This window comes from Streptomyces sp. NPDC003379 (assembly GCF_053589195.1).
On the sequence record NZ_JBSFRK010000005.1, the window covers coordinates 98,372 to 118,561 of the forward strand.

Annotated in this window: 18 protein-coding genes; 12 read left to right on the plus strand and 6 right to left on the minus strand. The window is 70.6% G+C overall.

The genetic code is table 11. The annotated features are described in order from the left end of the window. Nucleotides 1-17 precede the first annotated feature (17 nt). The 8 genes from ACWDVB_RS06650 (at nucleotide 18) to ACWDVB_RS06685 (ending at nucleotide 10,535) form a co-directional block, all read left to right on the plus strand. Nucleotides 18-1,832: an ABC-F family ATP-binding cassette domain-containing protein gene (locus ACWDVB_RS06650; protein WP_451517979.1), complete on the plus strand. Its 1,815-nt coding sequence runs from the start codon at nucleotides 18-20 to the stop codon at nucleotides 1,830-1,832. A gap of 156 nt (nucleotides 1,833-1,988) precedes the next feature. Further along, nucleotides 1,989-3,803, plus strand: coding sequence for an outer membrane protein assembly factor BamB family protein (locus ACWDVB_RS06655; protein ID WP_451517980.1), 1,815 nt, complete (start codon nucleotides 1,989-1,991; stop codon nucleotides 3,801-3,803). Between the two features lie 61 nt (nucleotides 3,804-3,864). Then, nucleotides 3,865-5,694 (plus strand): outer membrane protein assembly factor BamB family protein, encoded by a 1,830-nt coding sequence (locus tag ACWDVB_RS06660; protein ID WP_451517981.1) that lies wholly within the window; start codon nucleotides 3,865-3,867, stop codon nucleotides 5,692-5,694. A gap of 223 nt (nucleotides 5,695-5,917) precedes the next feature. Beyond that, a complete protein-coding gene (locus tag ACWDVB_RS06665) occupies nucleotides 5,918-6,649 on the plus strand; it encodes a helix-turn-helix transcriptional regulator (RefSeq protein WP_451517982.1) in 732 nt (243 codons plus the stop codon). 244 nt (nucleotides 6,650-6,893) lie between these two features. Further along, nucleotides 6,894-7,955, plus strand: a complete 1,062-nt coding sequence (galT, locus tag ACWDVB_RS06670; RefSeq protein WP_451517983.1) for a galactose-1-phosphate uridylyltransferase — start codon at nucleotides 6,894-6,896, stop codon at nucleotides 7,953-7,955. Then, nucleotides 7,952-8,911, plus strand: a complete 960-nt coding sequence (gene galE, locus ACWDVB_RS06675; RefSeq protein WP_451517984.1) for a UDP-glucose 4-epimerase GalE — start codon at nucleotides 7,952-7,954, stop codon at nucleotides 8,909-8,911. The genes galT and galE overlap by 4 nt, the downstream gene beginning before the upstream one ends. A 6-nt stretch (nucleotides 8,912-8,917) precedes the next feature. Next, nucleotides 8,918-10,072 (plus strand): galactokinase, encoded by a 1,155-nt coding sequence (galK, locus tag ACWDVB_RS06680; RefSeq protein ID WP_451517985.1) that lies wholly within the window; start codon nucleotides 8,918-8,920, stop codon nucleotides 10,070-10,072. A gap of 115 nt (nucleotides 10,073-10,187) precedes the next feature. Then, nucleotides 10,188-10,535, plus strand: a complete 348-nt coding sequence (locus ACWDVB_RS06685; protein WP_451517986.1) for a DoxX family protein — start codon at nucleotides 10,188-10,190, stop codon at nucleotides 10,533-10,535. A gap of 9 nt (nucleotides 10,536-10,544) precedes the next feature. Here the strand turns inward: ACWDVB_RS06685 and ACWDVB_RS06690 are convergent, their stop codons facing one another. Beyond that, nucleotides 10,545-11,000, minus strand: a complete 456-nt coding sequence (locus ACWDVB_RS06690) for a GNAT family N-acetyltransferase (protein ID WP_451517987.1) — start codon at nucleotides 10,998-11,000, stop codon at nucleotides 10,545-10,547. A gap of 287 nt (nucleotides 11,001-11,287) precedes the next feature. On the opposite strand from ACWDVB_RS06690, the gene ACWDVB_RS06695 reads away from it, so the two are divergent. Then, nucleotides 11,288-12,103 (plus strand): LuxR C-terminal-related transcriptional regulator, encoded by an 816-nt coding sequence (locus ACWDVB_RS06695; RefSeq protein WP_451517988.1) that lies wholly within the window; start codon nucleotides 11,288-11,290, stop codon nucleotides 12,101-12,103. Here ACWDVB_RS06695 and tamR read toward each other — a convergent pair. Beyond that, the gene (tamR, locus tag ACWDVB_RS06700) at nucleotides 12,062-12,559 is read right to left on the minus strand and encodes a MarR family transcriptional regulator TamR (protein WP_451517989.1); all 498 of its coding nucleotides are present in this window, start codon (nucleotides 12,557-12,559) and stop codon (nucleotides 12,062-12,064) included. The two genes, ACWDVB_RS06695 and tamR, sit on opposite strands and share 42 nt — an antisense overlap. A 122-nt stretch (nucleotides 12,560-12,681) precedes the next feature. Between tamR and ACWDVB_RS06705 the strand changes: the two genes are divergently transcribed. Both ACWDVB_RS06705 and ACWDVB_RS06710 read left to right on the plus strand, forming a co-directional pair. Then, nucleotides 12,682-13,539, plus strand: coding sequence for a trans-aconitate 2-methyltransferase (locus tag ACWDVB_RS06705; RefSeq protein ID WP_451517990.1), 858 nt, complete (start codon nucleotides 12,682-12,684; stop codon nucleotides 13,537-13,539). Continuing rightward, on the plus strand, nucleotides 13,539-13,904 hold the full coding sequence (locus ACWDVB_RS06710) for a VOC family protein (protein WP_451517991.1): 366 nt from the start codon (nucleotides 13,539-13,541) through the stop codon (nucleotides 13,902-13,904). The genes ACWDVB_RS06705 and ACWDVB_RS06710 overlap by 1 nt, the downstream gene beginning before the upstream one ends. A 79-nt stretch (nucleotides 13,905-13,983) precedes the next feature. On the opposite strand, the gene ACWDVB_RS06715 is transcribed toward ACWDVB_RS06710, so the two are convergent. After that, the gene (locus tag ACWDVB_RS06715; protein WP_451517992.1) at nucleotides 13,984-14,670 is read right to left on the minus strand and encodes a TetR/AcrR family transcriptional regulator; all 687 of its coding nucleotides are present in this window, start codon (nucleotides 14,668-14,670) and stop codon (nucleotides 13,984-13,986) included. Then, nucleotides 14,667-15,674 carry an acyl-CoA desaturase gene (locus ACWDVB_RS06720; protein WP_451517993.1) on the minus strand — a complete coding sequence of 336 codons (1,008 nt, stop codon included), beginning with the start codon at nucleotides 15,672-15,674 and terminating at the stop codon, nucleotides 14,667-14,669. Before ACWDVB_RS06720 ends, ACWDVB_RS06715 begins: the two co-directional genes overlap by 4 nt. A gap of 310 nt (nucleotides 15,675-15,984) precedes the next feature. Between ACWDVB_RS06720 and ppc the strand changes: the two genes are divergently transcribed. Next, nucleotides 15,985-18,741, plus strand: coding sequence for a phosphoenolpyruvate carboxylase (gene ppc, locus ACWDVB_RS06725; protein WP_451517994.1), 2,757 nt, complete (start codon nucleotides 15,985-15,987; stop codon nucleotides 18,739-18,741). A 45-nt stretch (nucleotides 18,742-18,786) separates the two neighbouring features. Here the strand turns inward: ppc and pth are convergent, their stop codons facing one another. Both pth and ACWDVB_RS06735 read right to left on the minus strand, forming a co-directional pair. Beyond that, the gene (pth, locus tag ACWDVB_RS06730; protein ID WP_451517995.1) at nucleotides 18,787-19,389 is read right to left on the minus strand and encodes an aminoacyl-tRNA hydrolase; all 603 of its coding nucleotides are present in this window, start codon (nucleotides 19,387-19,389) and stop codon (nucleotides 18,787-18,789) included. A gap of 73 nt (nucleotides 19,390-19,462) precedes the next feature. Then, nucleotides 19,463-20,053, minus strand: coding sequence for a 50S ribosomal protein L25/general stress protein Ctc (locus tag ACWDVB_RS06735; protein WP_451517996.1), 591 nt, complete (start codon nucleotides 20,051-20,053; stop codon nucleotides 19,463-19,465). Nucleotides 20,054-20,190 lie beyond the last annotated feature (137 nt).

A 20,190-nucleotide genomic window follows, 5' to 3' on the forward strand; every position in this document is an offset into this window, starting at 1 on the left:
CCCTCTCAGGAGCGTTAATGGCCGTCAATCTGGTCAATGTCGAGGCAGTCAGCAAGGTGTACGGCACCCGTGCCCTGCTCGACGGCGTCTCACTCGGCGTGTCCGAGGGGGACCGGATCGGCGTCGTGGGGCGCAACGGCGACGGGAAGACCACCCTGATCCGGATGCTCGCCAAGCTGGAGGACGCGGACACCGGGCGCGTCACGCACAGCGGCGGGCTGCGGCTCGGCGTGCTGACGCAGCATGACTCCCTCGACCCGGAGGCCACCGTCCGGCACGAGGTCATCGGTGACCTCGCCGATCACGAGTGGGCGGGCAGCGCCAAGATCAGGGACGTGCTGACGGGGCTCTTCGGCGGGCTCGACCTGCCGGGCTTCCCGCAGGGTCTTGAGACCGTCATCGGTCCGCTCTCCGGCGGCGAGCGGCGCCGCATCGCGCTCGCCAAGCTGCTCATCGCCGAGCCGGATCTGATCGTCCTCGACGAGCCGACCAACCACCTCGACGTGGAGGGCATCGCCTGGCTGGCCGAGCATCTGCGGACGCGGCGCTCGGCGCTGGTCTGCGTGACGCACGACCGGTGGTTCCTCGACCAGGTGTGCACCCGCATGTGGGACGTGCAGCGCGGGTCCGTCTTCGAGTACGAGGGCGGGTACTCCGACTACGTCTTCGCCCGCGCCGAGCGCGAGCGCATCGCCGCCACCGAGGAGACCAAGCGGCAGAACCTGATGCGCAAGGAGCTGGCGTGGCTGCGCCGCGGCGCCCCGGCCCGCACCAGCAAGCCGAAGTTCCGCATCGAGGCGGCCAACGAGCTGATCGCGGACGTGCCGCCGCCGCGGGACACCAGCGAGCTGATGAAGTTCGCGACGACGCGGCTCGGCAGGACCGTTTTCGACCTTGAGGATGTGTCGGTCCAGGCCGGGCCCAAGCTGCTGCTGAAGCATCTGACCTGGCACCTCGGCCCCGGTGACCGCATCGGTCTGGTCGGTGTGAACGGCGCGGGCAAGACCTCGCTGCTCCGCGCCATGGCCGACGCGGCGCGCAGCGAGGGCGAGGTGCAGCCCGCCGCCGGGAAGGTCGTCGTCGGCAAGACCGTGAAGCTGGCCTACCTGTCACAGGAGGTCGCCGAGCTGGCGCCGACGCTGCGCGTGCTGGAGGCCGTGCAGCAGGTGCGCGAGCGCGTCGATCTCGGCAAGGGCCGGGAGATGACCGCGGGCCAGCTCTGTGAGACGTTCGGGTTCAACAAGGACAAGCAGTGGACGCCGGTCGGTGATCTGTCCGGCGGTGAGCGGCGCAGGCTGCAGCTGCTGCGGCTGCTTATGGACGAGCCGAACGTCCTCTTCCTCGACGAGCCGACGAACGACCTGGACATCGAGACGCTGACGCAGCTGGAAGACGTCCTCGACGGGTGGCCGGGGTCCATGGTCGTGATCTCCCACGACCGGTTCTTCGTCGAGCGGACCACGGACAAGGTCTTCGCGCTCCTGGGCGACGCCACCATGCGGATGCTGCCGCGCGGCATCGACGAGTATCTGGAGCGGCGTCGGCGGATGGCCGAAACCGCCACCGCGTCGGCCCCCTCTCCCGCCCCCGCGCGGAGCGACGCGGCGAAGACGGTGTCCGCCGCGGATGCCCGCGCCGCGAAGAAGGAACTGCAGAAGGTCGAGCGGCAGTTGGACAAGGTGTCCGAAAAGGAGTCCAAGCTGCACGCCCAAATCGCCAATAACGCCACGGACTTCGAGAAGGTGGCCAAATGGGACGCCGAGCTCCGTGAACTGATCGGCGAGCGCGAGGCGTTGGAGATGCGCTGGCTGGAGCTGGCGGAGGACGCGTAGAGCTCCCGTGGAGCTCGCGTAACGGACGCATCACGGGCCGGTCCTCCCTTGGGAACAGGGGCGGGACCGGCCCCGTCCTGTACGGCATCAGGGTGATAGAAAGGCTGATCTGAGCACCATTTGGCGTGCCGAAAATCAGTGAAGGGGGAAGCGCTGATGACTCAGCCGCCCAACCAGCCGCCGCACGGCGGTTTCGGAGCTCCGCAGGATCCACCACCGGGGCCCCAGCAGCCACCGCCGGGGCAGCCACCGATACAGCCGCAGCCGGGGTACGGCTATCCGCAGACCCCGCCGCCGCCCACGGCCGACAACCCGTACGCGCAGCCGACCCAGCCCGGCCCCTACGGAAACCAGCCACAGCAGCCCGGCCCGTACGGAAGTCAGCCGCAGCAGCCCGGCCCTTACGGCCAAGCGCAGCAACCCGGCCCCTACGGCCAGCCGCAGCAGCCCGGTCCCTACGGAGCCCAGCCCCAGTACGGGTACCCGCAGCAGCCGCCGACGCAGCCGCAGTTCCCCGCGGGCCCCGGCGCCCCCGGCGGCGGCAACGGCGGCAAGCGCAACAAGCTTCTGGTGATCGCCGTCGCGGCCGTGGCCGCCCTGCTCGTCGCGGGCGGTGTCACCTGGGCCGTCGTCGGCGGTGACGGCGAGGGCGAGAAGAAGTCCGAGGCGAAGAAGAAGGATCCCAAGCCCTCCGTATCCGCTCCCGTCAATCCCGGCACCGGTGACGGTGACGGCAACGAAGGCAAGGAAGACCTCAACGAAGGCCGGCAGCCGGGCGAGGCGAAGGTCCTCTGGTACAAGGAGGCGCCCAAGGTGCCCGGTTCCGGCGGCGACGCCCCGGGCATGTGGGTCCAGGGCGACACCGTGGTCAAGGCCGCGTACAAGGAGCTGTACGCCTACAACGCGCAGAGCGGCGACGTCGCGTGGAAGCCGATCGAGTTCCCGCAGAAGATCTGCGCCGCGACGCCGACCGCCACCGACGACGGCAAGATCGTCATCGCGTACAAGGACGGCACCAAGAGCAACGCCAAGTGCAACCAGCTCCAGGTCATCGACCTGAAGACCGGCGGCAAGGGCTGGGGCAAGCCGGTCAAGGAAGAGGGCCTCTTCGACTTCTCCATGCAGAGCCACCTCGTCCTCGTCGGCGATGTGCTGATGGTCGGCCGCGACCAGTCCGGAACGGCGCTGCGGATGAGCGACGGCAAGAAGCTCTTCGTCGCCAAGAAGAAGGACGAGGGCACCTGCTTCCCCAGCGGGTTCGCCGGCGGTGACGGCAAGCTCCTGATGGGGCTGTCCTGCGGCGCCAGCACTCCCACCGAGCACGACGAGCTGCAGGAGCTCGACACGGAGACCGGCAAGGCCCTGTGGACCAAGAAGTTCCCCAAGGGCTGGCGCGTCGGCAAGATCTACGGCACGAGCCCCACGATCGTGTACCTCCGCAACGAGGACAAGAAGAAGTGGAACATCTCGGTGCTGAAGGAGAAGAGCGACAAGACCCGCTCCGAGGTCACCACCGACGACAACTTCGCCCCTGAGTGCGGCACTTCGGTTCTCGACAACGCACTGGGCGGCTGCCTGGGCGTGACGAACGACGACAAGTACCTCTACCTGCCGACCGACGACAAGGGCGCCAACGCGATCGTCGCGATCAGCCTCGCCACCGGCAAGGAGGCCTGGCGCACCAAGTCGCCGCTGGACGAGCGGATGCTCCCGATGAGGATCGAGAACGGTGAGCTGATCGCGTACGTCGAGCCGTCGTACGACTCCGGCGGCCGCGTCGTCTCCATCGCCACGTCCGGCTCCCACAAGCCCAAGACCCTTCTGCAGCACCCGAAGGGCACATCGCAGATCGAGAGCGGCTTCTACTCGAAGGACGTCGACTACGTGGACGGGCGCTTCTACATCTCGACCACCAGCTTGACGGGCAGCACCGCCGGCCAGGCGAAGTTGATGCTCGCCTACGGCAAGTGACCGTCCCGACCGCCCCGTTCACCCCCTCGTCCCTCAGCGTCCCCAAGGAATAGACGACGTCATGACCCAGCCGCCCCAGCCCCCGCAGCAGCCGCCGAACGAGCCCCCGCAGGGCGGCTTCGGCGCGCCCCAGGAACCCCCGGCCGGTGGTTTCGGCGCCCCGCAGGCCCCGCAGACACCGCCGCCCGCGATGCCCCCGGCACCTCCGGGTCAGCCGCCGCAGGCCCCGCCGCCCGCGCCCCCGGCGGGCTACGGCTACCCGCAGGCACCCCAGGCACCCCAGCCCCCGCAGGGCTACGGCTACCCGACGCAGCCCGCCCAGCCGCAGTACCAGCAGCCCGCGTACCAGCAGCAGCCCGCGTACCAGCAGGGCTACCAGCAGCCGCCCACCATGCCGATGCAGCCGCAGCCCGGCGGCTCCGGCCCCGGTGGCGGCAAGAAGTTCAGCGGCCAGATGGCGATCATCGTCGCGGCGGTCGTCGTGATCGCGCTGATCGTCGGCGGCGGTGTGCTGTACGCGTCCTCGTCGAAGGACGACGACTCCAAGAACACCGCGCAGGACTCCGACGGCAAGGGCGGCGGCAAGAAGGGCAAGGGCGGCGGGGGCGGCGACACCCCGACCGACGCGGGCCCGGCCAAGGAGAAGGCCCCGGCCGACCCCTCGGCCAAGGTGGTCATGCAGCTGCCCCAGCCGGAGATCCCCAAGGACCAGATCTGGCAGGCCACCGGTTCGCTGCTGACCGACGACACCTACGTCAAGTCGGGCATCAACGAACTGAACGGCTACGACCCGGACACCGGCAAGGAGAAGTGGTCGATCCCGCTCTCCGGCCAGACCTGCGCCATGTCGCGGGAGACCACCGAGGACGGCATCGCGGCGATCGTCACCGAAGAGGCCGAGCGGAACAAGAAGGGTGACTACGAGCAGTGCACCAACGTTTCCGCGGTTGACCTGAAGTCCGGCAAGAAGCTCTGGACGGAGAGCGTCGACACCAACGGCGTGAAGGCGACGTTCAAGGAAGTCACCATCTCCGGCACCACGATCGCCGCCGGCGCGGGCACCAGCAGCGGCGGCGCCGCCTGGGACGTGACCGGCAAGTCCCTGTGGACGCCGAAGATCGGCAAGTGCGAGGACGTCGGCTACGCCGGCGGCGACCAGCTGGTCGCGGTCCGCAAGTGCGGCACGTACGGCGACGAGCAGCTGAAGGTCCAGCTCCTGGACCCGAAGACCGGCGACGACAAGTGGACGTACCCGCTCGCCGACGGCATCGACAACGCGAAGATCATCTCGACGAATCCGGTCGTCTTCGGCCAGGACACCACCGAGATCACGGCGAGCGGCGCCACCGACGTCTTCTCCCTCGGCAGCAACGGCAAGCTGCGCGCCAAGATCTCGCTGGAGGACGGCAAGTACGACCACGACTGCGGCGTCAACGTGGTCAACGAGTGCAGGGCGATCACGGTCGGCAACGACCGGCTGTACGTTCCGACCCGCCAGCACGACGGCAGCGGCGAGAGCTACAACCGCACGAACGAGATCGTCTCCTTCTCGCTGGCCACCGGTAAGTCCACCAGCGACCGCGCGACCGCGGGCGACAACGGCGAGATCTTCCCGATCCGCATGGACGGCGGCAACGTCCTCGCGTACAAGGCGCACGGCTACCAGAAGGGCGCCCAGGTCGTCTCGCTCGACGGCAAAACGATGAAGGAGACCAAGCTCCTGGAGACCCCCTCGTCCGAGGCGGTCACCGACGCGGTCAGCGGCATGGTCCCGAAGTCGAACGAACTCCTCTACTCCGACGGGCGCCTGTTCCTCGGCAAGAAGCTGCTGAGCAAGCCCTACTCGAAGGACGAGAAGGACTACGTGGCGCTCGGTTTCGTCGTGAAGTAGTCACCGGTTCCCAGGTCCACGCAGGGCGGCCGTCCCCTCGAAAGAGCACGAGGGGGCGGCCGCCGTCGTCGTCACGCCCGCCCGTACTCCCCACCGCCCCCGAAGGGTCTGGATTTCGGCATTCCGGGCCGCTTCTGGTGGGTAGGGGGCGCGCAACGTCGAACAAGCGTGTAGCTTCCGGAAGATGGAGGGCCGGGGGGCCTGCGGGAACTGGGGGGTTTCTATGGGTGTGCGGCTCATGGTGGTCGACGACCACCGACTGCTCGCCGAGGCGCTCGCCTCGGCGCTGAAGCTGCGCGGGCACCGGGTGCTCGCCGCGGCCGCGCCCGCCGCGGGCGCGGCCGAGCTGGTGATCAGCAGAGCGCCGGAGGTCTGCCTCCTGGGCACGGCCACGCCCGCCGAACCGGGCATGTTCGACCCGGTGGTGAAGATCAAGCGGGAGCGCCCGCAGGTGCAGGTCCTGGTGCTCGGCCCGGTGCCGAGCCCGCGCGGGATCGCCGCGGCCTTCGCCGCCGGCGCCTCCGGATACGTACGTCATGACGAGCGCATCGAAGGAGTGGAGCGCGCCATCATGAAGGCGCGCGCCGGGGAGGCCGCCGTCGCGCCGCAGCTGCTGCAAGGCGCCTTCAGCGAGCTGCTGAATCCGGCCGCGCAGCCCGACGACGAGGGGCAGCGCCTGCTGCAGATGCTCACGCCGCGCGAGGTCGAGGTCCTGGTGCGGGTGGCGGACGGCGAGGACACCCGGCTGATCGCGGCCGGGATGGGGATCGCCCCGAGCACGGCGCGTACGCACGTACAGCGGGTGCTGATGAAGCTGGGCGTCGGCTCGCGTCTGGAGGCCGCCGCGCTCGCCGCGCGCACGGGCCTCCTGGACCGCGCCGAGCGCCCTTCGCCGGCGTACGCGGAGCCCGGCGACGACGCGGACACGCGGACGGCGCCCGAACCACCGCGGTGACTCTTCTTCAGGTCGGCGTCGGACGCGGTGATCCCTCCGATCAGGGCTGGAGCGAGTGCGGCGGGCGTCCCGTGGACGAGACCGGCCAGTTCGGCCCGAGACGAAGTCGGCGCCCTGGTCGGTCGGGGTGTCGATGACGCCCTCCCGAAGCCGCCGGCGAGATTTTCGGGCGTTGACGAAGCTGTTGGCTTGTGGTTTGTTATGTTTGATTCTGTTGAGTGGTAGGTGGTGAGGAGCCCCGGACGTGAAGAAGACCTCGACCCGTCTCGCCGACGGTCGTGAGCTCATCTACTACGACGTACGCGACGACGCGGTCCGCGACGCCGTCGACCGGCGCCCGCTCGGGCCCGTCTCCACGACGTCGGAGATCCGCGAGGACCGTCTCCTGGGCGACGCCGTGGCCATCGCCTCGCACCGCCAGGGCCGCACCTACCACCCGCCGGCCGACGAGTGCCCCCTGTGCCCGTCCGCCGGGGACCGGCTCAGCGAGATCCCCGACGCCTCCTACGACGTCGCGGTCTTCGAGAACCGCTTCCCCTCCCTCGCGGGCGACGCGGGCCGCTGCGAGGTCGTCTGCTTCACCTCCGACCACGCCGCGTCCTTCGCGGACCTCACCCCCGAGCAGGCCGGACTCGTCCTGGAGGCCTGGACCGACCGGACCGCCGAGCTGTCCCATCTACCCTCCGTGCGGCAGGTGTTCTGCTTCGAGAACCGCGGCGCCGAGATCGGCGTGACCCTCGGCCACCCGCACGGACAGATCTACGCCTATCCGTTCGTCACCCCGCGCACCGAGCTGATGCTGCGCTCGCTCGCCGCGTTCAAGGAGGCGTCGGGCGGCCACAACCTCTTCGACGACATCGTCGCCGAGGAGAGCGCGGGCGAGCGGGTCGTCCTGGACGGCGAGCACTGGGTGGCGTTCGTGCCCCACGCCGCGCACTGGCCCTACGAGGTGCACCTCTATCCCAAGCGCCGGGTGCCGGACCTGCTCGGGCTCGACGAGGGCGCGCGCACGGAGTTCCCACAGATCTATCTGGAACTCTTGAGGCGCTTCGACCGGATCTTCGGCCGGACGGAGAACCCGACTCCGTACATCGCGGCCTGGCACCAGGCGCCCTTCGGCGGCCTGGAGGGACACGACGGCATCAACCGGGACGACTTCGCCCTCCACCTCGAACTTTTCACGATTCGCCGCACTTCGGGCAAGCTGAAGTTCCTCGCGGGTTCCGAATCCGGCATGAGCGTGTTCATCAACGACGTGCCGCCGGAAGCCGCGGCCGAGCGACTGCGAGAGGTAGCGAGTTCATGAGCGGTAAGTACCTGGTCACCGGTGGAGCGGGCTATGTCGGAAGCGTGGTGGCCCAGCACCTGATCGAGGCCGGGCATCAGGTGACGGTCCTCGACAACCTCTCGACCGGCTTCCGCGAGGGCGTCCCCGCCGACGCCGCCTTCATCGAGGGCGACATCCGCGACGCCGCCAAGTGGCTGGACCCCTCCTTCGACGCCGTCCTGCACTTCGCCGCCTTCTCCCAGGTCGGCGAGTCCGTCGCCAAGCCCGAGAAGTACTGGGACAACAACGTCGGCGGCACCATGGCACTGCTCGCCGCCATGCGCGACGCGGACGTGCGCAGGCTCGTCTTCTCCTCCACGGCCGCGACCTACGGCGAGCCCGTCAGCACCCCCATCACGGAGAGCGACCCGACCGCCCCCACCTCTCCGTACGGCGCCTCGAAGCTCGCCGTCGACCACATGATCACCGGCGAGGCGGGCGCCCACGGCCTGGCCGCCGTCTCGCTGCGCTACTTCAACGTCGCGGGCGCCTACGGCCGGTTCGGGGAGCGCCACGACCCCGAGTCGCACCTCATCCCGCTGGTCCTCCAGGTCGCCCAGGGCAGGCGCGAGGCGATCAGCGTCTACGGCGACGACTACCCCACCGATGACGGCACCTGCGTACGCGACTACATCCACGTCGCCGACCTCGCCCGGGCCCACCTCCTCGCCGTCGAGGCCGCCACCCCCGGCGAGCACCTCATCTGCAACCTCGGCAACGGCAACGGCTTCTCCGTCCGCCAGGTCATCGAGACCGTCCGCCAGGTCACCGGGCACCCCGTCCCCGAGGTGACGGCCCCGCGCCGCGGCGGCGACCCGGCGGTGCTCGTCGCCTCCGCCGCCACCGCGCGCGAGAAGCTCGGCTGGCACCCGTCCCGCGCGGACCTCGCGGGAATCGTCGCCGACGCCTGGGCCTTCGCCCAGCGAAAGGGGTAACAGCACATGGCCACGGCATCCGAAGTCGCCGAGCAGTTCCGGAAGTTGTACGGGTACGAGCCCGACGGCGTCTGGTCGGCCCCCGGCCGCGTCAACCTCATCGGCGAGTACACGGACTTCAACGAAGGCTTCGTGATGCCGCTGGCCCTCCCGCACACCGCGGTGGCCGCCGTCGCCCCGCGCACCGACGGCGTCCTGCGGCTGCACTCCGCCGACGTCGACGCCCCGCTCGCCGAACTGCGCGTCGACGAGCTGACCCCGCTCTCCGACGGAGGCTGGGCCGCCTACCCCGCCGGGGTCGTCTGGGCGCTGCGGGACGCCGGGCACCCCGTCACCGGCGCGGACCTGCACCTGGCCTCCACGGTCCCGACGGGCGCGGGCCTGTCGTCCTCGGCCGCCCTGGAGGTCGTCACCGCGCTCGCCCTCGACGAACTGTTCGGGCTCGGGCTCACCCGGCCCGAACTCGCCGTCCTCGCCCAGCGCGCCGAGAACGCCTTCGTCGGCGTCCCCTGCGGCGTCATGGACCAGACGGCATCGGCGTGCTGCACCGACGGCCACGCCCTGCACCTGGACTGCCGCGACCTGTCCATACGGCAGGTCCCCTTCGACCTCGCGGCCCAGGGGCTGCGGCTGCTCGTCGTCGACACCCGGGTGAAGCACGCGCTCGGCGACGGCGCCTACGCGGAGCGCCGCGCCGGATGCGAGGCGGGCGCGCGGGCCCTCGGAGTCAGCCACCTGCGCGACATCTCGTACGGGGAACTGCCGCGGGCGCTCGGGAAACTGACGGACGAGAAGGTGCGGCGCTACGTACGCCACGTCGTCTCCGACAACCACCGCGTCGAGCAGGTCATCGGCCTCCTCGACGCCGGTGACGTCCGTGCGATCGGCCCCGTCCTCACCGACGGCCACGCCTCGCTCCGCGACGACCTGCGCATCTCCTGCCCGGAGTTGGACCTGGTGGTGAGCGCCGCGAACACGGCGGGCGCGCTCGGCGCCCGGATGACCGGCGGCGGCTTCGGCGGCTCGGCGATCGTCCTGGTGGAGACCGGGGACGCCGACGCGGTGACCAAGTCGGTCCTGGAGGCCTTCGCCGCGGCGGGCTTCACGGCGCCGCGCGTGTTTCCAGCGGTGGCGTCGGCGGGGGCGCGCCGGGAAAAGTAGCAACCAGTTCTGCTGATCGGTCACATTCGCCCGGAGCGGCTCGTCATGGCAGTGAACAACCCCCCGGCCGGGGCGCCACCGCGCTCCGGCGCCTGCCTGATGAGGAGCATCTCTGATGTCCACCGCACACGTCGTCGTCACGCTCCTGGCCGCCGCGATGGTGGGCTTCTCGGCCGCCTCCGTCTTCCTGGGCTCCAAGTGGGTCCTTGAACCCATGGGCGACTACGGCGTCCCCATGACGTGGCTGCCCTGGCTCGGCGCCGCCAAGGCCGCGGGCGCCGCGGGTCTGCTCGTAGGTCTGTTCGTGCCGTTCGTCGGGGTCGCCGCCGGGATCGCTCTGGTCCTGTACTTCACCGGGGCCGTCGTCACCGTGGTGCGGGCCCGCTGGTACGCGCACATCCCCTTCCCCCTGGTCTACGCGGCACCGGTGATCGGCGCCCTCGCCCTGGGCCTCGCGGCCTGAACCGGCCCGTCAGCCGAGCCGCTTGGTGAGCGTGAACTCCTTGACGCCCTCCGGGTAGTCGGGGATCACGCACACCAGCTCGTACCCCCGGTTCCGGTAGAAGCCCGGCGCCTGGAAGTCCCACGTCTCCACCCGCGACGCCCCGCAGCCACGCTCCTCGCGGGCCACGCGCTCCGCCTCCCCGAGCAGCCGGGAACCGAGTCCCGCGCCGCGATGACATCCGTCGACCCAGAGGTAATTCACATGCAGCCAGCCGCCCCAGGTGTGCGCGGCGAGCCCGGCCGCGAGGCCGTCCGCCTCGTCCAACACCCAGAGCGCCAGGGGGACTTCCTGGTCGGCGACCGTGCCGCGCAGGGTGCGGAGCTCGGGGGACGCCGCCGTGTTCGTCTCGGCGAGCCGCGAACGAAGCTGAGCCAGCCGCTCCTTGTCGACTCCTGTCTCCATACGAAACATACGGCTCACCATAAACGCGCCGGACAATCAGTTCTGCAAATCACCTTCCGCTCCCGGCGTCCGGCCCTACTCTGAAGAACAGTGCCGGTGGGGGCCGGCGCCGATCAGGGGGCGAGACAGTCGGGTGCGACGCCCGGCATGGGGGTGGCGGTGCACGCGCGGCGGCGGCCGTGCGGCTGCGTCGATCCCCGTTCCGGGCGGCGTGCCCGCGCCGATCGTTCTCCGACGGTTCGTTCTCCGACGGTATTCGACGGGGGTATCCCCTGCTCCTTGCGGGGAGCGCGGGGAAGGGGGTTTCTGTGGTTCGCATTCGAGTTCTGGTCGTGGACGACCATCGCATCTTCGCCGAGTCGCTGGCGGCCGCGCTGGCGGCCGAGCCCGATGTGGAGGTGTCGGCGGCCGGCAGCGGCCCCGCGGCGCTGCGCTGCCTGGAGCGGTCGGTCGCCGAAGGACGCAGATACGACGTGCTGCTCGTCGACGCGGACCTCGGCGCCACCGCGAGCGCCCTCCAGGGCACCCGCCCCCAAGCTCTCGGCTTCGCTCGGGCAGGGGGGACCCCCACCGCGGTCCCCGTCCAGGACGGCAACGCCGACGGGCTCGTCGACGGCATCTCCCTGGTCGCCGGCGTCCGTACGGGCCAGCCCACCGTGCGCACCGTCGTGCTCGCCGAGAAGGACGACCCGCGCCGCGCGGCCCTCGCGCTGCAGGCGGGCGCCTCGGGTTGGGTCGCCAAGGACTGCTCGCTCTCCCGCCTCCTCACGGTCATCCGAGGAGTGCTGCGGGACGAGACGCACCTGCCGCCCGCCCTGCTCACCGGCGTCCTGCGCGAGCTGACCGCCGCCCGCAAGCACCGCACCGAGTCCGAGCGCCTGGTGGAGTCCCTGACCCCGCGCGAGCGCGAGGTGCTGCGCTGCATGGTGGCGGGCCTGGGCAGGAAGGCCGTCGCCGAGCGCCTCTTCCTCTCCCCGCACACGGTGCGTACGCATATGCAGAACGTCCTCGGGAAGCTGGGCGTCCACTCCACCCTGGCGGCGGTCGCCCTCGCCCGGCGCGCGGGCGTCGGGCCGGTCGACCTAGCCGGGGATGTTGTCGAACGGGGCGGTCAACTGGCGTAGGAGTCCCGCCAGTTCACCCCGCTGGGCGCGGGAGAGCTCACCGAGGATCGCCCGCTCCTGCTCAAGGAGGCCGGCCAGGGCCTGGTCCGCGCGGTCCTGGCCCTCGGTGGTGAGCCGCACGAGCACGCCGCGCCGGTCGCTCGGGTCGGGCAGGCGCTCGACGAGGCCCTTCTTCGCCAGGCGGTCGATGCGGTTCGTCATCGTGCCGGACGTCACCAGGGTCTGCGTCAGGAGCTGGCCGGGGGAGAGCTGATAGGGGGCGCCCGCGCGGCGCAGCGACGTCAGGACGTCGAACTCCCACGGCTCCAGCTGGTGCTCGGAGAACGCGAGTCTGCGGGCCCGGTCCAGATGGCGCGCGAGTCTGCTGACGCGGGAGAGTACTTCGAGTGGTTCCACGTCGAGGTCCGGGCGCTCCCTGCGCCACGCCGCGACCAGTCGATCGACCTCGTCCTCCATGACGATCAGTGTAGGGGGTCTGTCGACGTGAAGTCTCTTGACGTCAAGATACTTAGGGGTGAGGATGCGGAGGGAGCGCGTCGAGTGGAGCGCGTACGCCGCCGTTCTTGAGGAGGCCCTTCATGCCCGCACCCGCATCCGACGCCGAAGTCGCGGCCGATGCCGGCTGGGATCCGCTTCAGTACCTGCGCCACTCCGACCACCGGGCCCGGCCCTTCCTGGACCTGCTGAGCCGCGTCCCCGACCTGCCCGCCGCCGAGGTCCGCCCGCCGCGCATCGCCGACCTCGGCTGCGGGCCCGGCAACGTCACGCGGCTGCTCGCGCGGCGGTGGCCCACCGCGCACATCACCGGCTTCGACAACTCCCGGCGGATGCTCACCGAGGCCGAACGGTACGCGGGGCCCACGGAGGGCGGCGGACGCCTGGACTTCACCGCCGCCGACGCGAGGGAGTGGGCGCCGGCCCCGGGCACGTACGACCTGATCCTCTCCAACGCGACCCTCCAGTGGGTGCCGGGCCACCCGGACTCCTTCCCCGCCTGGACCGCCGCGCTCACCCCCGGCGGCACCCTCGCCTTCCAGGTCCCCGGCAACTTCGACGCCCCCAGCCACGTCCTGATGCGCGAGCTGAGCGAGTCCGCGCGGTGGCGGGGACGCCTGGGCGGGCGCCTGCGGCACGCGGACGCGGTGCTGACGCCCGGGGCGTACCTGGAGCGGCTCGCGGGGCTCGGCTGCGAGGTCGACGCCTGGGAGACGACGTACCTCCACCTCCTGGCGGGCGAGGACCCCGTCCTCGACTGGGTCAAGGGCACGGGCCTACGTCCTGTCCTCACCGCCCTCGCGGACGACCCGGAGGCGACGGAGGCGTTCCTCGCCGAGTACCGGGCCCTCCTGCGCGAGGCCTACCCGGCGACTGCCGGGCACGGCACGGTCTTCCCGTTCCGGCGGGTGTTCGCGGTGGCGCGTAAGGGCGGTGCCTGATGCTCACGTCCGTCGACCACGTCCAACTCGCCGCCCCGCCGGGCAGTGAACCGGTCCTGCGTACGTACTACGTCGACGTGCTCGGCATGACGCAGACGCCCAAGCCGCCCGCGCTCGCGGCGCGCGGCGGCTGCTGGTTCGAGGCGGGCGGCGTACGCCTGCACCTGGGCATCGAGGAGGACTTCGTCCCGGCCCGCAAGGCCCACCCGGGCCTGCTCGTCCGGAACATCGAGGCGTACGCGGACCGGCTGGCCGCGCGCGGCGCCGAGGTCACCTGGGACGAGAACCTGCCGGGACACCGACGGTTCTACTCGCGGGACCCCGTCGGAAACCGGCTGGAGTTTCTGGAGCGGATCGGGGTGTAGCGCCGGATGTTTCCGCCCACGGGGTGGGAGCGCCGCCGCGGAGCGGCGGGGATCGGTGCCGGCCGAGGCGCCCCGCCCGTCAGTTCTTCCGGTGGCCTATCAGCCGCGGCTTCGGTTCCAGGCCGTCCAGGCCGTGCCAGGCCAGGTTGACGAGATGCGCCGCCACCTCCGCCTTCTTCGGCTTGCGGACGTCCAGCCACCACTGGCCCGTCAGCGCGACCATGCCGACCAGCGCCTGCGCGTACAGCGGCGCCAGTTTCTGGTCGAAGCCGCGGCCCTTGAACTCCTGGCCCAGGATGTCCTCCACCTGCGTCGCGATGTCGGAGATCAGGGACGCGAAGGTGCCCGTGGACTGCGCCACCGGCGAATCACGGACCAGGATGCGGAAACCGTCCGTATATGTCTCGATGTAGTCGAGGAGGGCGAACGCGGCCTGTTCGAGGAGTTCCCGGGGATGCCCGGCCGTGAGCGCGCTCGTCACCATGTCCAGGAGCTGACGCATCTCCCGGTCCACCACCACCGCGTACAGCCCCTCCTTGCCGCCGAAGTGCTCGTACACCACCGGCTTGGAGACCCCGGCCTTCGCCGCGATCTCCTCCACCGACGTGCCCTCGAAGCCCTTCGCGGCGAAGAGCGTGCGGCCGATGTCCAGCAACTGCTCCCGGCGCTCGGCACCCGTCATCCGGGTCCGGCGGGTGCGCCGGGGCTGCTTCTCTTTGCCGGCAGGGCTGGGATTGCTGGAGTCGGTCGCCACGTCGTCCATCATGCCGCGTCAGCGGCCTGCGGCAGTCGGCGGGCGTCGATGCGTGACTTCGACGGCCACCGCACGTCGTACGCCCAGCCGAGCCGCTCGCACCAGCGGATGATCCGCGCGGAGGAGTCGACCTGGCCCCTCATGACGCCGTGCCGCGCCGACGTCGGGTCGGCGTGGTGGAGGTTGTGCCAGGACTCGCCGCAGGACAGCACCGCGAGCCACCACACGTTGCCCGAGCGGTCACGGGACTTGAAGGGTCGCTTGCCGACCGCGTGGCAGATGGAGTTGATCGACCAGGTCACGTGGTGCAGCAGCGCCACACGGACCAGCGAACCCCAGAAGAACGCCGTGAAGGCGCCCCACCAGTCCATCGTCACCAGGCCGCCGACCAGTGGCGGGATGGCGAGCGAGACGATCGTCCAGAACAGGAACTGCCGCGAGATGCGGCGGATCGTCGGGTCCTTGACCAGGTCCGGCGCGTACTTCTCCTGCGACGTCCGCTCCTCGTCGAACATCCAGCCGATGTGCGCCCACCACAGGCCCTTCATCAAGGCGGGCACCGTCTCACCGAAACGCCAGGGGGAGTGCGGGTCCCCTTCCGCGTCGGAGAACTTGTGGTGCTTGCGGTGGTCGGCCACCCAGCGCACGACCGGGCCCTCCACGGCCATCGAACCGGCGACCGCCAGCGCGATCCGCAGCGGCCGCTTCGCCTTGAAGGCGCCGTGCGTGAAGTAGCGGTGGAAGCCGATCGTGATGCCGTGACAGCCCAGGTAGTACATGAAGACGAGCAGGCCGAGGTCCAGCCAGCTCACGCCCCACCCCCAGGCCAGCGGCACCGCCGCGAGCAGGGCGAGGAACGGGACGACGATGAACAGGAGCAGCGTCAGCTGTTCGAGCGAACGCTTCTTCTCGCCGCCCAGCGTCGCGGGCGGCAGGGCCCCGGCGGGGCCCGCCCCCCGAGCGGGAGCGTCGTCGATCACATCGGTCTCGGAGGGCGCATCGGAAGTTGTCGTCATGGGCACGTCCCCTGTGGGGTCGAGGGTCGGGTGGAAGAGGGTGCACGGGCACGGCTGCGCAAGGGCGCTGTGGCCGCGGCTGCCACTTCTGCCACGACACACGCGTTTCCCGCCTTCCCTACGGTTCCGTAACCTACGGCGTCGTAAGTATGGCAGTGAGGAGCGTCTCGGCAAGTGGCCGAAACTTCCCTGCCGCGGAGTGACACCTATCCTTGGAGACGGTCGGACAGCGCGGTCCGCTCTGAATCTCCCCGGATCCTTACCGGGACCCCTCCCAGACGTGCTTCAAACACTGCAAGGAGCCGCACCTGTGAGCAGTGCCGACGACCAGGGCCGCCAGGCCACCAGTACAGCCAGCAGCGAGCTGCGCGCCGACATCCGCCGCCTCGGCGACCTGCTGGGCGAGACCCTCGTACGCCAGGAGGGTCCCGAGCTCCTCGAACTGGTCGAGAAGGTCCGCCGCCTGACGCGCGAGGACGGCGAGGCCGCCGCCAAGCTGCTCGGCGGCACCGAACTGGAGACCGCGGCCAAGCTGGTCCGCGCCTTCTCCACCTACTTCCATCTGGCGAACGTCACCGAGCAGGTCCACCGCGGCCGCGAGCTGCGCGCCCGCCGCGCCGCCGAGGGCGGGCTGCTCGCCCGCACCGCGGACCGCCTCAAGGACGCCGACCCCGAACACCTGCGCCAGACCGTGCGGCACCTGAACGTGCGGCCCGTCTTCACCGCGCACCCCACCGAGGCCGCCCGCCGCTCGGTCCTCAACAAGCTCCGCCGCGTCGCCGAGCTCCTGGAGACCCCGGTCATCGAGTCCGACCGGCGCCGCCACGACATCCGTCTGGCCGAGAACATCGACCTGGTGTGGCAGACCGACGAGCTGCGCGTCGTACGCCCCGAACCCGCCGACGAGGCCCGCAACGCCATCTACTACCTCGACGAGCTGCACGCCGGCGCCGTCGGGGACGTACTGGAAGACCTCACCGCGGAGCTGGAGCGCGTCGGCGTCGAGCTGCCCGAAGGCACCCGGCCGCTCAGCTTCGGCACCTGGATCGGCGGCGACCGCGACGGCAACCCCAACGTGACACCCGCCGTCACCTGGGACGTCCTGATCCTCCAGCACGAGCACGGCATCAACGACGCGCTCGACCTGATCGACGAGCTGCGCGGCTTCCTCTCCAACTCCATCCGCTACACCGGAGCCACCGACGAGCTGAAGGCGTCCCTCCAGGCAGACCTGGAGCGGCTCCCCGAGATCAGCCCCCGCTACAAGCGGCTCAACGCCGAGGAGCCCTACCGCCTCAAGGCCACCTGCATCCGGCAGAAGCTGGAGAACACCAAGCAGCGCCTCGCCAAGGGCACCGCCCACGTCCCGGGCCGCGACTACCTCGGCACGAGCGAGCTGCTCGACGACCTCACACTCATCCAGACCTCCCTGCGCGAGCACAAGGGCGCCCTCTTCGCCGAGGGCCGGATGAACCGCACCATCCGCACGCTGGCCGCCTTCGGCCTCCAGCTCGCCACCATGGACGTACGCGAGCACGCCGACGCCCACCACCACGCGCTCGGCCAGCTCTTCGACCGTCTCGGCGAGGAATCCTGGCGCTACGCGGACATGCCCCGCGAGTACCGCCGGAAGCTGCTCGCCAAGGAGCTGCGCTCACGGCGTCCGCTCGGCCCGCAGCCCGCCCCGCTGGACGCGGCGGGCGAGAAGACCCTCGGCGTCTTCCTCACCGTCAAGAAGGCCCTCGAAGTCTTCGGACCCGAGGTCATCGAGTCGTACATCATCTCGATGTGCCAGGGCGCCGACGACGTCTTCGCCGCCGCCGTCCTCGCCCGCGAGGCCGGTCTCGTCGATCTGCACGCCGGCTGGGCCAAGATCGGCATCGTGCCGCTCCTGGAGACCACCGACGAGCTGCGCGCCGCCGACGTCATCCTCGACGAGATGCTCGCCGACCCCTCCTACCGCAAGCTCGTCTCGCTCCGCGGCGACGTGCAGGAGGTCATGCTCGGCTACTCGGACTCCTCCAAGTTCGGCGGCATCACCACCAGCCAGTGGGAGATCCACCGCGCCCAGCGGCGGCTGCGTGACGTCGCGCACCGCTACGGGGTCAGGCTCCGTCTGTTCCACGGCCGCGGCGGCACCGTCGGCCGTGGCGGCGGCCCCTCCCACGACGCGATCCTCGCCCAGCCCTGGGGCACGCTGGAGGGCGAGATCAAGGTGACCGAGCAGGGCGAGGTCATCTCCGACAAGTACCTCGTGCCGTCACTGGCCCGCGAGAACCTCGAACTGACCGTCGCCGCCACGCTCCAGGCATCCGCCCTGCACACCGCGCCGCGCCAGTCCGACGAGGCCCTCGCCCGCTGGGACGCGGCCATGGACGTCGTCTCCGACGCCGCCCACTCCGCCTACCGGCGCCTGGTCGAGGACCCCGACCTGCCCGCGTACTTCTTCGCCTCCACGCCGGTCGACCAGCTCGCCGACCTGCACCTGGGTTCCAGGCCGTCCAGGCGGCCCGACTCCGGCGCCGGTCTCGACGGGCTGCGCGCCATCCCCTGGGTCTTCGGCTGGACCCAGTCGCGGCAGATCGTGCCCGGCTGGTTCGGTGTCGGCTCGGGCCTCAAGGCGCTCCGCGAGGCGGGCCTGCGGCAGAGCGGTGCCGCCGTGCTCGACGAGATGCACGAGCACTGGCACTTCTTCCAGAACTTCCTCTCGAACGTCGAGATGACCCTGGCCAAGACCGACCTGCGCATCGCACGGCACTACGTCGACACGCTCGTCCCCGACGAGCTCAAGCACGTCTTCGCCACGATCGAGGAAGAGCACGAGCTGACCGTCCGCGAGGTTCTGCGGATCACCGGCGGGGACGAACTCCTCGGCTCCCACCAGGCGCTCCGGCAGACCTTCGCGATCCGCGACGCCTATCTGGACCCGATCTCGTACCTTCAGGTCGCCCTGCTGAAGCGGCAGCGCGACGCCTCCGCGGCGGGCGTGGAGCCGGATCCGCTGCTCGGGCGGGCGCTGCTGCTCACCGTGAACGGGGTGGCCGCGGGCCTGCGCAACACGGGCTGACGCACCCTTCGGGGCGCTCCTGAACGGGGCGCCCCTTACGGGGCTCTAGGAGTTGTACGTGCTCTGCGCCCGCTCAAGGCCCTCGATGACCAGCGCCTCGACCGCGTCGGTCGCCCGGTCCACGAAGTAGTCAAGCTCCTTGCGCTCCGTCGACGAGAAGTCCTTCAGTACGAAGTCCGCGACCTGCATCCGGCCCGGCGGACGCCCGATACCGAACCGCACCCGGTGGTAGTCGGGGCCCATCGCCTTCGTCATCGACTTCAGACCGTTGTGACCGTTGTCGCCGCCGCCCAGCTTCAGCCGCAGCGTGCCGTAGTCGATGTCCAGCTCGTCATGGACCGCGACGATCTGCTCCGTCGGCACCTTGTAGAAGTCGCGCAGCGCCGTCACGGGACCGCCCGAGACGTTCATGTACGACATGGGCTTCACGAGGATCACCCGACGGCTCGCCGGACCCGGCGCCCCGATCCGGCCCTCGACCACCTGAGCCTGCGCCTTCGCGGCCCGCTTGAACTTGGCACCCATGCGCTGCGCGAGCAGGTCGGCCACCATGAAGCCCACATTGTGCCGGTTCATGGCGTAATCGGGGCCCGGATTGCCGAGGCCCGCGATCAGCCAGGGGGCGTTGGCGTCGGTCGTCACGTGCATGTCTCCTTCATACGCGGCAGCCGCCGCCCCCCGAGGGAGCGGCGGCTGCCGTGCCGGATGTACGTCGCGAGGATCAGGCCTCGGTGGACGCGGTCTCGGCACCCTCGGCCGGGGCCTCCTCGGCCTGCGCCGACAGGACCTGCAGGACCACGGCGTCGCCGTCGATGGCCAGCGTGGAACCGGTGGGCAGCGGGATGTCCTTGGCGAGGATGGACGCGCCGGAGTCCAGGCCCGCGATGGAGACGGTGACCTCGGTCGGGATGTGCGTGGCCTCGGCCTCGACCGGCAGCGTGCTCAGCACGTGCTCCAGGAGGTTGCTGCCCGGGGCCAGCTCGCCCTCGGTGTGGACCGGGATCTCGACCGTGACCTTCTCGCCGCTGCGCACGAGGAGCAGGTCGACGTGCTTCAGGATGCCCTGGCGCATGGCGTCGCGCTGCACGGCCTTCGGGATGGCCAGCTGGGTCTTGCCGTCGACGTCCAGGGAGATCAGGACGTTGGGGGTACGCAGGGCCAGGAGCAGCTCGTGGCCCGGCAGCGACAGGTGGACCGGGTCGGCGCCGTGGCCGTAGAGGACGCCGGGAACCTTGTTCTCACGGCGGGTGCGGCGCGAAGCGCCCTTGCCGAACTCGCTGCGGATCTCGGCGGTGATCTTGACCTCGGGCATGTCCACTCCTCGTACAACAGGTGTCGGATGGGGTTACCCGGCCATACGACTGGCCTGCTACGAAGAGCGCGTCGATAACGGACCGCCGCACACAAGTGCGGCCTCCCTCGCCGAGCAACTCGGTGAGTCTACCCGGC

Excerpts from the sequence above, each read along its gene's own strand:
- ACWDVB_RS06650 (WP_451517979.1), top strand. The coding sequence starts at position 18 with ATGGCCGTCAATCTGGTCAATGTCGAGGCAGTCAGCAAGGTGTACGGC.
- ACWDVB_RS06655 (WP_451517980.1), top strand. The coding sequence starts at position 1,989 with ATGACTCAGCCGCCCAACCAGCCGCCGCACGGCGGTTTCGGAGCTCCG.
- ACWDVB_RS06660 (WP_451517981.1), top strand. The coding sequence starts at position 3,865 with ATGACCCAGCCGCCCCAGCCCCCGCAGCAGCCGCCGAACGAGCCCCCG.
- ACWDVB_RS06665 (WP_451517982.1), top strand. The coding sequence starts at position 5,918 with ATGGGTGTGCGGCTCATGGTGGTCGACGACCACCGACTGCTCGCCGAG.
- galE (WP_451517984.1), top strand. The coding sequence starts at position 7,952 with ATGAGCGGTAAGTACCTGGTCACCGGTGGAGCGGGCTATGTCGGAAGC.
- galK (WP_451517985.1), top strand. The coding sequence starts at position 8,918 with ATGGCCACGGCATCCGAAGTCGCCGAGCAGTTCCGGAAGTTGTACGGG.
- ACWDVB_RS06685 (WP_451517986.1), top strand. The coding sequence starts at position 10,188 with ATGTCCACCGCACACGTCGTCGTCACGCTCCTGGCCGCCGCGATGGTG.
- ACWDVB_RS06690 (WP_451517987.1), bottom strand. The coding sequence starts at position 11,000 with ATGGTGAGCCGTATGTTTCGTATGGAGACAGGAGTCGACAAGGAGCGG.
- tamR (WP_451517989.1), bottom strand. The coding sequence starts at position 12,559 with ATGGAGGACGAGGTCGATCGACTGGTCGCGGCGTGGCGCAGGGAGCGC.
- ACWDVB_RS06705 (WP_451517990.1), top strand. The coding sequence starts at position 12,682 with ATGCCCGCACCCGCATCCGACGCCGAAGTCGCGGCCGATGCCGGCTGG.
- ACWDVB_RS06710 (WP_451517991.1), top strand. The coding sequence starts at position 13,539 with ATGCTCACGTCCGTCGACCACGTCCAACTCGCCGCCCCGCCGGGCAGT.
- ACWDVB_RS06715 (WP_451517992.1), bottom strand. The coding sequence starts at position 14,670 with ATGATGGACGACGTGGCGACCGACTCCAGCAATCCCAGCCCTGCCGGC.
- ACWDVB_RS06720 (WP_451517993.1), bottom strand. The coding sequence starts at position 15,674 with ATGACGACAACTTCCGATGCGCCCTCCGAGACCGATGTGATCGACGAC.
- pth (WP_451517995.1), bottom strand. The coding sequence starts at position 19,389 with ATGCACGTGACGACCGACGCCAACGCCCCCTGGCTGATCGCGGGCCTC.
- ACWDVB_RS06735 (WP_451517996.1), bottom strand. The coding sequence starts at position 20,053 with ATGCCCGAGGTCAAGATCACCGCCGAGATCCGCAGCGAGTTCGGCAAG.